Genomic DNA, 14,117 nt, shown 5'->3' on the forward strand with positions numbered 1-14,117 from the left:
GCTGGCCTCGCGTCCGACATGAGGCGGCTTGTCGAGCGCCTGCGCGCGTCGGTGCGCGCCAAGCTGCTGGCCCTGGTGCTGGCGCCGCTGATGCTCGGTTTTCCGATCATCATGGGGCTGCTGGGCTGGTGGGGAGAGAGCCACTACCAGCGTTTGATGTCGTCGCGCGTGGGCAGCGACCTGGCGACGGCGCACGGCTATCTGGAGCGGGTGATCGACGGCGTGGGCAGCGGCGTGCGCGGCCTGGCGGGTTCGCAGGCGCTCGCGCTGGCGCGCGCGACCGCGCCTGCAGCGGCCGCGGCGACCGAAAGTGAGGCCGTGGCCGCGTTGCTGGCGGCGCGCCAGGCGCAACTCGGCCTCGATTTCCTGAACCTGCTCGATGTCGAAGGGCGCGTGCTGCAGTCGTCCACCGGCGTGGCCGCAGGCAGCGCACGCGGCGACTGGCCCATGGTCGATCGCGCGCTGCGCGCCGGCGGTGGCAGTGCGATCGAGCGCTTCGGGCCGGCCCACTTGCAGGCGCTGTCGCCGGCGTTGGCCGAACGCGCGCGCCTGCCCCTGGTCGCGACCGAGCGCGCACTGCCCGACCCCCGCCGCGAGGAGGTGCGCGGCCTGGTCATCCACGCCGCGGCGCCGGTGTTCGATGCGCGCGGCAATGTGGTCGGCGTGCTCGAGGGCGGTATGCTGCTCAACGGCAATCTCGACTTCGTCGACACCATCAACGCCATCGTCTATCGCGACGGCGCGTTGCCCGAGGGCAGTGTCGGCACCGCCACGCTCTTTCTCGACGACGCCCGCATCGCCACCAATGTGCGCCTGTTCGAAGGCGCGCGGGCGCTCGGTACGCGGGCCTCGGCCGAGGTGCGCGCGCATGTGCTCGGCGCCGGGCGGACCTGGCTGGAGACCGCCTTCGTCGTCAACGACTGGTACGTGTCGGGCTACGAGCCGGTGCTCGATAGCCGTGGCGAACGCGTCGGCATGCTCTATGTCGGCTTCCTCGAGGCGCCGTTTCGTGCCGCCAAGCGCAACGCCTTCGTCGTCGTCGGCGCCGTGTCGCTGTTGATCAGCATCGCTGGCGCCCTGTTGACCCTGCACTGGGCGCGCGGCATCTTCCGCCCCATCGAGCGCATGCATGCCACCATCGAAGCCCTCGAGGGCGGCGACGCCCAGGCCCGGGTCGGGCGGGTCGGCAGCCGTGACGAACTCGGCCGCCTGGCCGCGGAGTTCGACCACCTGCTCGACGCCCAGGCGGCGCAGCGCGCCGAGCTGCAGGCGCTCAACGCCTCGCTCGACCGCAAGGTGGCCGAGCGCACGGCCGACCTCGCGGCGGCCAACGAGGCGCTGCATGCCGCCCAGCACCGTCTGGTGATGAGCGAGAAGCTGGCCGCCATCGGCGAACTCACCGCCGGCGTGGCGCACGAGATCAGCAACCCGACCGCGGTGATCCAGGGCAACCTCGACCTGCTGCGCGACGAGCTCGGTGCCGCGGCGCAGCCGGTCGCCAACGAGATCCGGCTGATCCACGAGCAGGTCAACCGCATCCGCCTGATCGTGACCAAGCTGCTGCAGTTCGCGCGCCCGGGCGAGTTCGCCGGCTACGTCGAGACGGTGGATGTGAACGCCGCGCTGGCCGACTGCCTGGTGCTGACTCGCCAGCACCTGTCACGGCGCGACGTGCATCTGGTGCAGCAGCTGGGCGCGCGCGGCCGGGTGCTGATCAACCCGCAGGAGCTGCAGCAGGTGCTGATCAACCTTATCGTCAATGCGGTGCAGGCGATGCCCGAGGGCGGTACGCTGACGCTGGAGACCCGGGATCGCGACCCGCGCGCCGAGGCGGCGGGCGTCGACATCGTCGTGCGCGACAGCGGCCGCGGCATCGCCACCGAGGACATGGCGCGCATCTTCGATCCCTTCTTCACCACCAAGAAGCGCCAGGGTACCGGGCTGGGGCTGTCGATCAGCCACACCCTGGTCGAGCGCTACGGCGGGCGCATCAGGGTCGACAGCGCGCCCGGGCAGGGCAGCGCGTTCACGGTCAGCCTGCGCGCCGAGCCCGAGTATCGTCATGAAGCATCGGCGGCGGCCGCAGGCGGCCGCGCGGGTGACTCCCTTAGCCCACTGGAAAGCGCAGCAAGATGAAACTGATCGGGTTCGCCGGCTGGTCCGGCAGCGGCAAGACCACCCTCGTCGAGCAGGTGATCGGCGTGCTGAGCGCGCGCGGGCTGGTGGTGTCGCTGGTCAAGCATGCGCACCACAGCTTCGACATCGATCACGCCGGCAAGGACTCGTGGCGCCATCGGCAGGCTGGCTGCCGCGAGGTGATGGTCAGCTCGGGCCAGCGCTGGTCGCTGACGCATGAGCTGCGCGGTGCCCCCGAGGCCACGCTGGACGAGCTGCTCGCCCACCTCAGCCCGTGCGACCTGGTGCTGGTCGAGGGTTTCAAGCGCGCGCCGATTCCCAAGATCGAGGTGCATCGCGCAGTGCTAGGTGCGCCGCTGCTGCATCCGGACGACCCGTACATCGTCGCCATTGCCACCGACGCCACGCTCGCCACGTCGCTGCCACGGCTCGACCTCAACGGCCCGGCGCAGGTGGCGGACTTCATCGTCGCTCATCTCCATCTGTAGGCGAGGCGCGCCTTCCGGGCACTTTGTTGCATTCGTGCGACCGTTGGCAAAGACAAGGCCTCAGGTCTGCTGGTATTCTCGATATTTTTTATAAATCTCGCGAAGAGAGCGATCGATGAACACGCCCATGGATGCAAAGCCACACCGGATCGTCATCGTTGGCGGCGGCGCCGGCGGCCTTGAGCTGGCCACCCGTCTCGGCCGCAAGTTCGGTCGTCGTGGCAAGGCCGAAGTCACGCTCATCGACAGCAAGCGCACCCACATCTGGAAGCCCAAGCTGCACGAAATCGCCGCCGGCAGCATGGACATCGGCGATCACGAGGTGGCCTACCTGGCGCAGGCGCACTGGCATGGCTTTCGCTTCCGCATCGGGCAGATGACCGGGCTCGACCGCCGCGCGCGCGAGGTGCACGTCGCGCCCTTCGTCGATGAGGACGGCAAGGAAGTCACCCCGGCGCGGACCTTCCCCTACGACACGCTGGTGATCGCGGTCGGCAGCCAGAGCAACGACTTCGGCACCCCCGGGGTGCGCGAACACGCGCTCAAGCTCGAGACGGTGGCCGACGCGCGGCGCTTTCACATGCGCATGGTCAACGCCTGCGTGCGCGCTCATGCCCAGCGCGCGCCGCTGCGTCCGGATCAACTTCATGTGGCGATCATCGGCGCCGGTGCAACCGGCGTCGAGCTCGCGGCCGAACTGCACCACACCACGCGCGAGGTGGTGGCCTACGGGCTGGACCGTGTCGACGCCGACAAGGACATCCGGCTCGCCCTCATCGAGGCCGCGCCGCGCGTGCTGCCGGCGCTACCCGAGCGTCTGTCGCAGGCCACCGAGCGCCTGCTGCGCAAGCTGGGGGTGGAAGTGCACACCGGGGCCAAGGTCGCCGAGGTGCTCGCCGATGGCGTGCGCCTGGCCGACGGCCGCATCCTGCCTGCCGAACTGGTGGTATGGGCGGCGGGCGTGAAGGGGGCGGATTTCCTGTCCCGCCTCGATGGCCTGGAGACCAACCGCATCAACCAGCTCGTGGTGCGGCAGACGCTGCAGACCACGGCTGACGACGACATCTTCGCGATGGGCGACTGCGCCGCCTGCCCGTGGCCGGAAAAGAACGGCTTCGTGCCGCCGCGGGCGCAGGCGGCGCACCAGCAGGCCTCGCACCTGTACAAACAGCTGCAGCGCCGCATCGCGGGCAAGGCGGTGCAGGACTACCGCTACCGAGATCTGGGCTCGCTGGTGTCGCTCGGCGAGTTCAGCACGGTCGGCAACATGATGGGCGGCCTCACCAAGGGTGACCTGTTCATCGAGGGCTGGTTCGCGCGGATGATGTATACCTCGCTGTACAAGATGCACGAACTCGCGCTGCACGGCTGGGTGAAGGTCACCCTCGACACCCTGGCGCGCATGATCACGCGCCGCACCGAGCCCCACGTCAAGCTGCACTGAGGACGGACCGCGTTCGACCGGGGGCGGCGACGAGGCCGTCCGTTCGGCGCGCGCAAGCAGGGGCGCGCGCCGACGGCTTTCCGGCGAGGGGCGATCAGTCGAGGCCGAGCACGCGTCCGAGCGGCGACAGATCGTAGCCGCCCAGGCGCCGCGCCAGTGTCTGCGAGCGCGTATCGCCATGAGCGGCGAGCAGGTCCTGGAACAGGCGCCGGAACAGGATCTCGCGCGGCAGGGCGAGGTCGAAAGCCTCCCAGCCCAGGGGCAGGAAGCCGAGGCCGAATTCCGCCGCCGCCGCGCGCGTGCCGGGCGCGCAGTCGGCGTCCTCGCGCGCGACCAAGGCGGCCGCCTCGCGTTCGCTGTACGCTTCGGCGACGACACTGCAGTCGGTGGCGGCAAAGCCGCGGCTGGCCAGCGCGGATTCGAGGAAATGACGCGAGCCTGCGCCCGCCTGGCGCATCGCCCAGCGGTAGTCGAAGGCGGCCAGTGTCTCGAGGCCGTCCACTTCCAGGCCACGACGCAGGATGACGCCCTGCTCGCGCAGGGCCAGGCGCACCAGCGCCCACTGCCGGCTGGCGCCGAAGCGGTGCAGCAGCAAGGCGTGCTGCTGCGCGCTGTGCTCGACGCCACCCCAGTGCAGGGCGCAGGCGTTGGCGCGGCGGCGGGCGAGCAACTCGAGGCCGGTGAGGGTGCCGGTGGGGCTGTAGGCCACCAGGCCTTCGGCGCCCAGCTCGTGCCCGAGCGCGGCAGTGGTGGCCGCCAGCAACGGGTCGTCGCTGCCGGTAATCAGCAGGCGGTCGGTGAGGGCGCCGCCATGGGCCTGCTCAAGCAGCCAGTCCTCGAGCAGGGCGCGCGGAAACAGCCACTTGCCGCCGACGCGCGCGGCGGGAATGTCGCGGCGGTTGGCGAGCTCGTAGAGCTTTTTCTCATTGAGCTGCAGGAAGGCCGCCGCCTCGCGCGCCGTCAGGCAGGCGGCGGGCGCGGTGTCCGCCGCCTGCCCGCAGGGCGCCGCCGGTGCGCCGGTGCCGCGGGCTTCAGCCATGGCGTGCGGGCAGATCCTTGGCGGCGTCGGCCAGTTCGTCGCGGGTGTTGATGTTGCGGAAGGCCGCCTCCTCGTCGTCGAAGCTGACCTCCACCACCTTCAGGTTGCCGTACCAGCGGTCGATCTTGCGCCCGCCGCCGGCGAGGAAGGCGCCGAGGTGGTCGGCGAGCTCGCGCCGGCACAGGCAGAACACCGGGTGCGGCTGGTCGAAGGTTTTGGCGACCGCGAGCTGGGCGTCGGCGGCGTGCAGGGCCGCGGCGAGGCGCGCGACGAGGTCGGCGGGCAGGAAGGGCGAGTCGCAGGGGGCGGTGGCGACCAGCGGGTGCCGGGCGCGCGTCAGTGCGGCATGCAGCCCGGCGAGCGGGCCGGCGAAGCCGCCGATGTCGTCGCCGAACACCGGGTAGCCGAAGCCCTGCCAGGCTGCCAGGTTCTGGTTGGCGTTGATGATCAGCTCATCGACCTGGGGGGCGAGGCGCTCGAGCGCATGCGCGGCCATCGGCCGACCCGCGAGCTCGACCAGGCCTTTGTCGACGCCGCCCATGCGGCTGCCCTGGCCGCCGGCGAGTAGCACACCGGTGATGCCTTGCTCGGCACGGCTAAAGGGGGCGGCGGGGATGTCGTGCATGCGTATCGGCTCGGATCGGTGGCGGGTCGGTTGGGGGGCGATTGGGGGGGCGATTGGGGGGGCGGCCGGGGCGCTGGCTCGGTTCAGTCGCGCTCGAAGCGCTCGGCGCCGGAAAACAGCAGGTAGTGCTTGCCCTGCGCGCGCCCGACCATGGTGAGGCCGATTCGCGCCGCGATCTGCCAGCCCATGTGGGTGAGGCCGGAGCGCGACACCAGGAAGGGGATGCCCATCTGCGCGGTCTTGATCACCATCTCCGAGGTCAGGCGGCCGGTGGTGTAGAAGATCTTGTCGGCGCCCTCCAGCCCATCGAGCCACATCTGTCCGGCGATGGCATCCACCGCATTGTGGCGGCCGACATCCTCGACGAACATCAGGATCTCGCAGCCGGCGGGCGTGGCCTGCGCCAGCGCGCAGCCGTGCACCGCGCCGGCCTGCTTGTAGATCGATTCGTGCTGGCGCACCGCGTCCATCAGCGCGTACAGCGTCGATTGCTTGAGCGAGCGCTCATGCGGCAGGCGGATCTCGTCGATCTCGTCCATCAGCCCACCGAACACCGTGCCCTGGCCGCAGCCGGTGGTGACGGTGCGGCTGCCGAGCTTATGGTCGGCATCGCGCAGGCCGCCGCGGGTGGTGACGGACACCGCATCGACGTCCCAGTCCACCTGCACGGCGGCGATCTCGTCCAGGCTCCGGACCAGACGCTGGTTGCGCAACCAGCCGATGGTCAGCGCCTCGGGCGCGGCGCCGAGCGTCATCAGGGTGACGATCTCGCGCTTGTCGACGTAGAGGGTGAGCGGGTGCTCGCCGGCGATCGAGGTCGGTACGGTGTCGCCGTGCTCGTTGAGCGCGGGAATCTCGACCGTGAGCGGACGGCTGGCCTGGCTCAGCAGGGGGCGGCGGGACGGCGGGGCGTTCATGGCGGGCTCGATGTTCGGATGCATGAGGGCGCTCGGAGCGGGGATTGTAGCGGCAAGCCGGCCGTCGGGTGGGCGGCGGCACGCCATGGATGCGCGACGCAGTGGCCACGCGCTCACGACGCACTCGCCGCGCCGGCGTGCGGCGGCGCGGTTTTCGCCTTCGCCGCCGCGGGATGGGCGACGTATGCTGTAGACCGCATTCGCTTCACGACAATTCAGGTGGAAGGCAATGAACGAGTTTCCGATCGCGGTGATCATGGAGCGTCGCCGCTTGAACAACCCCTGGGTGGACGAGGCCTGGGAGGCCGTCGGCGTGGTGCCCGCCTTCGATGCCGTCGACCCGGCGCCGGTCGAGATCGTCAGCGAGCCGGACCGCCGCCAGTGGCGGGTGGGGGGCTTTGCGATCGCGCTGTTCCGTGACGAGGCCGACAACTACTTCCTCAACATGAGCTCGCCAATCCCCAAGGTGTTCGTGATGTGGCGCAAGGAAGGCGAGCTGGCGCTGCCGGCGGCGGTGTCGGCGAGCTACGGTGAGGCGGCGCGTTGGCTGGATTCGGGCGAACAGGTCGACGGGGTGCCGATGTCACGCGAGATCGCCGACTGGGTGGGCGATTTCGTCAATACCCACTACAAGCCCGCGCCACGCAAGAAGGTGCGACGCAACGATCCGCTCGCCCAGGACCGGAGGCGGCAATGAGTGGCGGCTTTCTCGCACGCTGGTCGCGGCGCAAGCTGGCAGCCGGCCTTGCCGCCGCGACGGCGCCAAACCCGGTGGCGGCCGGGGCCGTGTCGACGGCCGCCGCGGACGCGGCCGGCACGCTGCCCGCGGGCGAGGTCGGCGCGCATCCCGCATCGCCCGCGGCGAAGGTCGTCACCGAAGCCGCCTTGCCGCCGGTGGAGACGCTGAGCCTGGCGTCGGACTTCAGCGCCTTCCTGAAGGAGGAGGTGAGCGAGACCTTGCGTCGCCGGGCGCTGCAGAAGCTTTTTGCCGATCCGCACTTCAACCGCATGGATGGTCTCGACGTCTACATCGACGACTACAACCTCGCCGACCCGATCCCGCCGGCGCTGATGGAGAAGCTCAAGCACGCGCGCGAGTGGCTCGCCGACGCCGGCGCGAATACGGATCAGGCCAGCCTTACGGATCAGGGCAGTGCCAGGGAGCAGGGCAGCGCCAGGGAGCAGGCGGCCGATGCCGGTACGCAGGACGCCGCCGAGCTGCGCGAGGCCGCTGCGCCGGCGCCGGCGCGCGACGCCGCGGAATTGGCAGCGGCGGACCCGCTGGCCGGCGGGCAGTCTGCCGATACGCCCCCGGCGCGCTCGCCCGCCGGCCGGGCGGGGTGAGCCGGATAGCGGTATAAAACGGGACGCTCTGGACAATTTGTCTCGATATGCCCCTTGAGGGGGCGGTTACTCGGTTCTTTTGGTCGGATCGGCGGCGTCTGGCTCTCCATGTTCTGGTCCGATGAATGCTTTTTAACAGCAACTCCATTGGATGCATCGATGCCCGACTCGCAAAAGCAGATCCGCCTGTGCGATTGCAATCGCAGTTTCACGCTGGACCCCGAACAGCTTGCCGCTGCCGGCGCCACCGTCGCTTGTCATCACGCCCTGTGTGCGGGCGAGTTGCCGCTGATCGGTGACGACCTCGCCGCCGGGCGCGAAGTCTTCGTGTCCTGCACGCAGGAGACGGCGCTGTTCGCCGAGCTTGCCGACGCCACCGGGACGCCCGCTGGCGGCCGTCCGGCGGCCGAGCGCATTCACTTCTTCAACCTGCGCGAGAACGCCGGCTGGTCGGCCGACGCTGCATCGGCCACGGCGAGCGCGCCCACGGGGGTCACGCCCAAGCTCGCCGCGCTGATCGCGGCCGCGACCACGCTGCCGGAGCCCGACCCGGTGCCCGCCGTGCAGATGAAGGCAGGCCGCAGCCTGCTGATCATCGGCGAGGCGGGCGTCGCGCTGGGCTGGGCCGAGCGCCTCGCGGGCAGCTTCGACCCGGCGGTGCTGATCACCCGGCGCAGCGCGGAGGTGGAGCTGCCTGCGCGCAACGCCTACCCGGTGTGGTCCGGCCGGCCGCTGCGGCTCGGCGGCCATCTGGGCGCCTTCGAGCTGGCCTGGGAGCAGCACAATCCGATCGACCTCGAGCTGTGCGTGCGCTGCAACGCCTGCGTCAGGGCCTGTCCCGAGGGGGCGATCGGCGTCGATCTGCAGGTCGATCTCGAGGCCTGTCGCAGCCACCGCGCCTGCGTCACTGCGTGTGGCGAAATCGGCGCGATCGATTTCGCGCGCAAGGAGACCACCCGCAGCGAGCGCTTCGACCTCGTGCTGGATTTGTCGGCCGAACCGCTGATGAAGCGTGTCGAGCTGCCCGACGGCTATGCCGCGCCCAGGCGTGACCCCTTCGAGCAGGCGCTGGCGGTGCAGGCGCTCGGCGAGTTCGTTGGCGAATTCGAAAAGCCGCGCTATGTCGCCTTCGACGCAGGCCTGTGCGCGCACAGCCGCGCGCAGAAGGCGGGCTGCAGCAACTGCATCGAGGTCTGCGCGACCGAGGCGATCCGCTCCAGCGGCGACGTGATCGCAGTCGATCCTTACCTGTGCAAGGGCTGCGGCACCTGCAGCACGGTGTGTCCGTCCGGCGCGCTCGGCTTCCAGTATCCGCGCGTGACCGACCTCGGCCAGCGCGTGAAGACCCTGCTTGCCCGCTACGCCGAGGCCGGCGGCAGGGACGCCTGCGTGCTGTTCCACTCTGCCGAGGCCGGCACGGCGGCGATCGGCCGCCTCGCCCGCCGCGGCCGCGGGCTGCCAGCACGGGTGATCCCGGTCGAGATGTGGAGCGCGGACGCGGTCGGGCTCGACCTGATGCTCGGCAGCCTGGCGCTGGGCGCCTGCCAGGTGGCGGTGCTGGCCGCCGGCAGCCATGATGCGGCGCCGCTGAAGGCCCAGGCTCGCCATGGCCAGACCATTCTTTCCGCGCTTGGCTATGCCGGCGAGCACCTGCGCATCATCGAGGCCGATGCCGACGACTGGCCAGCGCTGGAGACGACGCTGTGGTCGTGGGCGCCCGCCACCGGGGGCGCGGCGCCGGCGCGCTTCCGTCTGTTGCCGAACAAACGCGAGACGCTCGACTTCGCCCTGCGCCATCTTCTCGAGCAGGCACCGGCGGCCGCGACGGCGGCCGGCCTGCCGGTGGCGATCGCGCTCGGGGCCGGCGCGCCCTTCGGCCAGGTCAGGGCATCCGACGTCTGCACGCTGTGCATGGCCTGTACCGGCGCCTGTCCCGCGGGGGCCTTGCGCGCCGCGACCGACAGCTACCGGCTCGACTTCATCGAGCGCAACTGTCTGCAGTGCGGCCTGTGCGTCGCCTCCTGTCCGGAGTCCGCGCTGACCCTCGAACCCCGCCTGCTGCTGGGCGACGAGGCGCGTCGCGCCCGCGCGCTGCGCGAGGCCGACCTGTTCCACTGCACGGCCTGCGGCAAGGCGATGGGTGCCGCGCCGCTGATCGAATCGATGATCGCCCGTCTGTCCGGCCATGCCATGTTCGCCACCGAGGCCGCGCGCGCGCGGCTGCGGATGTGCGCCGACTGCCGCGTGATCGACATGATGAAGGCCGAGTCGAGTTCGGATTCGGCCGTGAAAGCCTGGGACCTGTCCGCATGACTGCCGCCATCCCCATTCAGTCCCAACCCAGCTGGACCGACGAGGACCGCGCCCGTGCCGAGCACTACGCGTTGCTCGCGCGCCTGCTGCATGCCGCGCCCGATGCCGCCCTGCTCGATGCGCTCGCCCGCGCTGGGCAGACCCTCGGTGCGGACGCCGGTGCCGGCGCCTTGCCGCAAGCCTGGGCCGCCCTCGGGGCGGCCGCGGCCGCGATGCCGCGGCAGGTGGTGGGCGACGAGTTCGCTGCGCTCTTCGTCAGCATCGGTAAGCCGGCGGTGATGTGCAACGGCTCCTGGTACCTGACCGGTTTCCTGCAGGAGGAGCCGCTCGCCGAGTTGCGCGCCGACCTTGTCGAGCTCGGCCTCGGCCGTCGTGCCGGGGTCACCGAAACCGAGGATCACATCGCTGCCCTCGCCGAAGTCATGCGCCACCTGGTGCTGACCGCGCCGGACGAGGCCGGGCTGCAACGCCAGCGCGCCTTCTTCGGCCGCCATATCGCGCCTTGGTACGCAGACCTGGCGCGGGCACTGGTGCAGGCGCCGGGGGCGGATTTCTATGCGAGGGTCGGCGCGCTGCTGCTGGCCTTCATGGACATCGAGCGCGAGGCGTTCGACATGCTCGAGGCGTCCGCCTGAGGGGCGACGCCGATGCTTTGTTGCGGGGGAGATCGATGATGAAAGACGAGACGACGAAATTGTCCCGGCGGAACTTCCTGCGGTCCGTGGGGGCCGGTGGTGCGGTGAGCGCCGCGGCCGTGGCTGCCGCTGCCAGCCAGGCGGTGGCGCAGACTGCGCCGGCGGTCGAGGCCGCGCGCCGCGAGTCCGCGGAGCAGGGTGTGAGTGCGCACATGCGCAGCTACTACCGTACGGCACGGGTCTGAGGAGGAAACCACGATGTTGACGAAGAAATCCTCCGCCGCTGCGGGCGGCGTGCGCCGTCTGCGCGGCGCGGCCGCGCGAGCGCTGGGCCAGACCATGGATCGCCGCGCCTTCCTCAAGCGCTCCGGCCTGGGCGTCGGTGCCGGCGCGATCGCTACCCAACTGCCCTACAACCTGATCGGTGCCGCCGATGCCGCCGCACCCGGCGTGTCTCGTGGCGAGGGCGCAGCCGAGGTGCGTCGCACCGTGTGCACCCACTGCTCGGTGGGCTGTGCCGCCGACGCCATCGTGCGCAATGGGGTGTGGGTGCACCAGGAGCCGGTGTTCGACTCGCCGATCAACCTCGGCGCGCACTGTGCCAAGGGCGCCGCCCTGCGCGAGCACGGTCACGGCGAGCACCGCCTGAAGTACCCGATGAAGCTGGTTGACGGCAAGTACCAGAAGATCTCGTGGGAGCAGGCCATCCAGGAGGTCGGCGACCGCCTGCTCAAGATCCGCGCGGACTCCGGCCCGGACGCGGTGTACTGGATCGGCTCCTCCAAGCACAACAACGAGCAGGCCTATCTGCTGCGCAAGTTCGTCTCCTTCTGGGGCACCAACAACTGCGACCACCAGGCGCGCATCTGCCACTCCACCACGGTGGCGGGGGTGGCGAACACCTGGGGTTACGGCGCGATGACCAACTCCTACAACGACATGCAGTTCTCGAAGGCGGCGATGTACATCGGCTCGAACGCCGCCGAGGCGCATCCGGTGTCGATGCTGCACATGCTTCACGCCAAGGAGAACGGCTGCAAGATGATCGTCGTCGACCCGCGCTTCACGCGCACGGCGGCGAAGGCGCACCAGTACGTGCGCATCCGCTCGGGCACCGACATTCCCTTCATCTGGGGCCTGCTGTATCACATCTTCCAGAACGGCTGGGAAGACCAGAAGTACATCGCCGATCGCGTCTTCGGCCTGGAGAAGGTCAAGGAAGAGATCATGACCTGGACGCCCGAGCGCGTGCAGGAGGTGACCGGCATCCCCGAGGAGCAGGTGTTCACCGTCGCCGAGACCCTGGCCAAGAACCGGCCCTCGACCGTGGTGTGGTGCATGGGCCAGACCCAGCATACGGTGGGAAACGCCAACGTGCGCGCGATGTGCATCCTGCAACTGGTGCTGGGCAATGTCGGCGTGTCGGGCGGCGGTACCAACATCTTCCGCGGTCACGACAACGTGCAGGGCGCGACCGACGTCGGCCCCAACCCGGACTCGCTGCCCGGCTACTACGGCCTCGCCGCCGGATCGTGGAAGCACTGGTGCGCGGTGTGGGGCGTGGACTACGAGTGGGTCAAGAGCCGCTACGCCTCGGAAGAGCTGATGACCAAGTCGGGCATCACGGTGTCGCGCTGGATCGACGGCGTCACCGAGAACAAGGAGCTGATCGATCAGCCGAGCAACCTGCGCGCGGTGGTGTACTGGGGCCATGCGCCCAACTCGCAGACGCGTGGCGCCGAGATGGTCGAGGCGATGAAGCAGCTCGACACCCTGGTGGTGATCGACCCCTATCCCTCGGCCACCGCGTCGATGGCGGCGATGGTGAGGAAGGACGGCGTGTATCTGCTGCCCGCCTGTACCCAGTTCGAGACCGTCGGCTCGTGCACCGCCTCGAACCGCTCGCTGCAGTGGCGCGAGAAGGTCATCGAGCCGCTGTTCGAGTCCAAGCCCGACCACACCATCATGTACGCCTTCGCGAAGAAGTTCGGCTGGGCGGACGAGCTGGTGAAGAACATCAAGCTCGACAAGGACGCCCAGGGCTGGGACGAGCCGAACATCGAGGACATCCTGCGCGAGATCAACCGCGGCACCTGGACCATCGGCTACAGCGGCCAGTCGCCCGAGCGCCTGAAGCTGCACATGAAGCACATGCACACCTTCGACGTGAAGACGCTGAAGGCCGCTGGCGGCCCCTGCGACGGCGAGTACTTCGGCCTGCCCTGGCCGTGCTACGGCAACCCCGAGATGAAGCACCCGGGCACGCCCAACCTGTACGACACCTCCAAGCACGTCATGGACGGCGGCGGCAACTTCCGCGCCAACTTCGGCGTCGAGCGCGACGGTGTGTCGCTGCTGGCGGCCGAGGGTTCGGCCTCGAAGGGCGCCGACCTGCAGATGGGCTACCCCGAGTTCGACGACGTGCTGCTCAAGAAGCTGGGCTGGTGGGACGAGCTCACCGATGCCGAGAAACAGGCGGCCGAGGGCAAGAACTGGAAGACCGACCTGTCGGGCGGGATCATCCGCGTGGCGATGAAGAATCACGGCTGCCACCCCTTCGGCAACGCCCGGGCGCGTGCGCTGGTGTGGAACTTCCCCGACCCGGTGCCGCTGCACCGCGAGCCGATCTACTCGCCGCGTCCGGATCTGATCGAGAAGTACCCGACCCACGACGACAAGATGAAGTTCTGGCGCCTGCCGACGCTGTACAAGTCGATGCAGGACAAGGTCAAGAACATCTCCAGCGAATACCCGCTGATCATGACCTCAGGTCGCCTGGTCGAGTACGAGGGCGGCGGCGAGGAGACCCGCTCCAACCCCTGGCTGGCCGAACTGCAGCAGGAGATGTTCGCCGAGGTGAACCCCAAGGACGCCAACGACGCCGGTTTCCGCAATGGCGAATACATCTGGGTCGAGTCGCCGACCAAGGCCCGCCTCAAGGTGCGTGCCCAGGTCACCCAGCGGGTGGCGCCGGGCACCGTGTTCCTGCCCTTCCACTTCTCCGGCTGGTGGCAGGGCGAGGACATGCTCAAGTTCTACCCCGAGGGCGCGGCACCGATCGTGCGTGGCGAGGCGGTCAACACCGCCACCACCTATGGCTACGACCCGGTGACGATGATGCAGGAATCCAAGACCACCCTGTGCCGCGTGAGCAAGGCTTAAGGGCGAGGAGACAA

The 14,117-nt window shown here is 69.8% G+C and carries 12 protein-coding genes; 9 read left to right on the top strand and 3 right to left on the bottom strand.

Annotation, left to right across the window (positions count from 1 at the left end; genetic code table 11):
* Nucleotides 1-18: 18 nt before the first annotated feature.
* The 3 genes from ACMV5O_RS04070 (at nucleotide 19) to ACMV5O_RS04080 (ending at nucleotide 4,068) form a co-directional block, all read left to right on the top strand.
* Entirely contained in the window at nucleotides 19-2,136 is a 2,118-nt protein-coding gene (locus ACMV5O_RS04070) for a cache domain-containing protein (RefSeq protein ID WP_416162279.1), read from the top strand.
* Complete coding sequence (gene mobB / locus ACMV5O_RS04075) at nucleotides 2,133-2,624, top strand: molybdopterin-guanine dinucleotide biosynthesis protein B (RefSeq protein WP_416162280.1); 492 nt, start codon at nucleotides 2,133-2,135, stop codon at nucleotides 2,622-2,624. Before ACMV5O_RS04070 ends, mobB begins: the two co-directional genes overlap by 4 nt.
* 115 nt (nucleotides 2,625-2,739) lie before the next feature.
* Nucleotides 2,740-4,068, top strand: coding sequence for an NAD(P)/FAD-dependent oxidoreductase (locus ACMV5O_RS04080; RefSeq protein ID WP_416162281.1), 1,329 nt, complete (start codon nucleotides 2,740-2,742; stop codon nucleotides 4,066-4,068).
* Between the two features lie 94 nt (nucleotides 4,069-4,162).
* On the opposite strand, the gene ACMV5O_RS04085 is transcribed toward ACMV5O_RS04080, so the two are convergent.
* From ACMV5O_RS04085 to ACMV5O_RS04095, 3 genes are all read right to left on the bottom strand, one after another.
* On the bottom strand, nucleotides 4,163-5,107 hold the full coding sequence (locus ACMV5O_RS04085; protein WP_416162282.1) for a substrate-binding domain-containing protein: 945 nt from the start codon (nucleotides 5,105-5,107) through the stop codon (nucleotides 4,163-4,165).
* The gene (gene mobA / locus ACMV5O_RS04090) at nucleotides 5,100-5,732 is read right to left on the bottom strand and encodes a molybdenum cofactor guanylyltransferase MobA (RefSeq protein ID WP_416162283.1); all 633 of its coding nucleotides are present in this window, start codon (nucleotides 5,730-5,732) and stop codon (nucleotides 5,100-5,102) included. The genes ACMV5O_RS04085 and mobA overlap by 8 nt, the downstream gene beginning before the upstream one ends.
* Nucleotides 5,733-5,815: 83 nt before the next feature.
* Nucleotides 5,816-6,649, bottom strand: a complete 834-nt coding sequence (locus ACMV5O_RS04095; RefSeq protein ID WP_416162338.1) for a formate dehydrogenase accessory sulfurtransferase FdhD — start codon at nucleotides 6,647-6,649, stop codon at nucleotides 5,816-5,818.
* A 229-nt stretch (nucleotides 6,650-6,878) separates the two neighbouring features.
* Between ACMV5O_RS04095 and ACMV5O_RS04100 the strand changes: the two genes are divergently transcribed.
* The 6 genes from ACMV5O_RS04100 (at nucleotide 6,879) to ACMV5O_RS04125 (ending at nucleotide 14,103) form a co-directional block, all read left to right on the top strand.
* Nucleotides 6,879-7,346 carry a DUF3305 domain-containing protein gene (locus tag ACMV5O_RS04100; protein ID WP_416162284.1) on the top strand — a complete coding sequence of 156 codons (468 nt, stop codon included), beginning with the start codon at nucleotides 6,879-6,881 and terminating at the stop codon, nucleotides 7,344-7,346.
* Complete coding sequence (locus ACMV5O_RS04105; RefSeq protein ID WP_416162285.1) at nucleotides 7,343-7,993, top strand: DUF3306 domain-containing protein; 651 nt, start codon at nucleotides 7,343-7,345, stop codon at nucleotides 7,991-7,993. The genes ACMV5O_RS04100 and ACMV5O_RS04105 overlap by 4 nt, the downstream gene beginning before the upstream one ends.
* A gap of 159 nt (nucleotides 7,994-8,152) precedes the next feature.
* Nucleotides 8,153-10,306, top strand: a complete 2,154-nt coding sequence (locus ACMV5O_RS04110) for a 4Fe-4S binding protein (protein WP_416162286.1) — start codon at nucleotides 8,153-8,155, stop codon at nucleotides 10,304-10,306.
* Complete coding sequence (locus tag ACMV5O_RS04115) at nucleotides 10,303-10,941, top strand: TorD/DmsD family molecular chaperone (RefSeq protein WP_416162287.1); 639 nt, start codon at nucleotides 10,303-10,305, stop codon at nucleotides 10,939-10,941. The genes ACMV5O_RS04110 and ACMV5O_RS04115 overlap by 4 nt, the downstream gene beginning before the upstream one ends.
* 104 nt (nucleotides 10,942-11,045) lie before the next feature.
* The gene (locus tag ACMV5O_RS04120) at nucleotides 11,046-11,186 is read left to right on the top strand and encodes a hypothetical protein (RefSeq protein WP_416162288.1); all 141 of its coding nucleotides are present in this window, start codon (nucleotides 11,046-11,048) and stop codon (nucleotides 11,184-11,186) included.
* Between the two features lie 13 nt (nucleotides 11,187-11,199).
* On the top strand, nucleotides 11,200-14,103 hold the full coding sequence (locus ACMV5O_RS04125) for a formate dehydrogenase subunit alpha (RefSeq protein WP_416162289.1): 2,904 nt from the start codon (nucleotides 11,200-11,202) through the stop codon (nucleotides 14,101-14,103).
* Nucleotides 14,104-14,117 lie beyond the last annotated feature (14 nt).

The organism is Thauera sp. WH-1 (genome assembly GCF_047806685.1).
Classification (GTDB): domain Bacteria; phylum Pseudomonadota; class Gammaproteobacteria; order Burkholderiales; family Rhodocyclaceae; genus Thauera.

Bases quoted from the DNA above. Each gene is read 5' to 3' on its own strand.
- ACMV5O_RS04070 (WP_416162279.1), top strand. From the start codon at position 19: ATGAGGCGGCTTGTCGAGCGCCTGCGCGCGTCGGTGCGCGCCAAGCTG.
- mobB (WP_416162280.1), top strand. From the start codon at position 2,133: ATGAAACTGATCGGGTTCGCCGGCTGGTCCGGCAGCGGCAAGACCACC.
- ACMV5O_RS04080 (WP_416162281.1), top strand. From the start codon at position 2,740: ATGAACACGCCCATGGATGCAAAGCCACACCGGATCGTCATCGTTGGC.
- ACMV5O_RS04085 (WP_416162282.1), bottom strand. From the start codon at position 5,107: ATGGCTGAAGCCCGCGGCACCGGCGCACCGGCGGCGCCCTGCGGGCAG.
- mobA (WP_416162283.1), bottom strand. From the start codon at position 5,732: ATGCACGACATCCCCGCCGCCCCCTTTAGCCGTGCCGAGCAAGGCATC.
- ACMV5O_RS04095 (WP_416162338.1), bottom strand. From the start codon at position 6,649: ATGAACGCCCCGCCGTCCCGCCGCCCCCTGCTGAGCCAGGCCAGCCGT.
- ACMV5O_RS04100 (WP_416162284.1), top strand. From the start codon at position 6,879: ATGAACGAGTTTCCGATCGCGGTGATCATGGAGCGTCGCCGCTTGAAC.
- ACMV5O_RS04105 (WP_416162285.1), top strand. From the start codon at position 7,343: ATGAGTGGCGGCTTTCTCGCACGCTGGTCGCGGCGCAAGCTGGCAGCC.
- ACMV5O_RS04110 (WP_416162286.1), top strand. From the start codon at position 8,153: ATGCCCGACTCGCAAAAGCAGATCCGCCTGTGCGATTGCAATCGCAGT.
- ACMV5O_RS04115 (WP_416162287.1), top strand. From the start codon at position 10,303: ATGACTGCCGCCATCCCCATTCAGTCCCAACCCAGCTGGACCGACGAG.
- ACMV5O_RS04125 (WP_416162289.1), top strand. From the start codon at position 11,200: ATGTTGACGAAGAAATCCTCCGCCGCTGCGGGCGGCGTGCGCCGTCTG.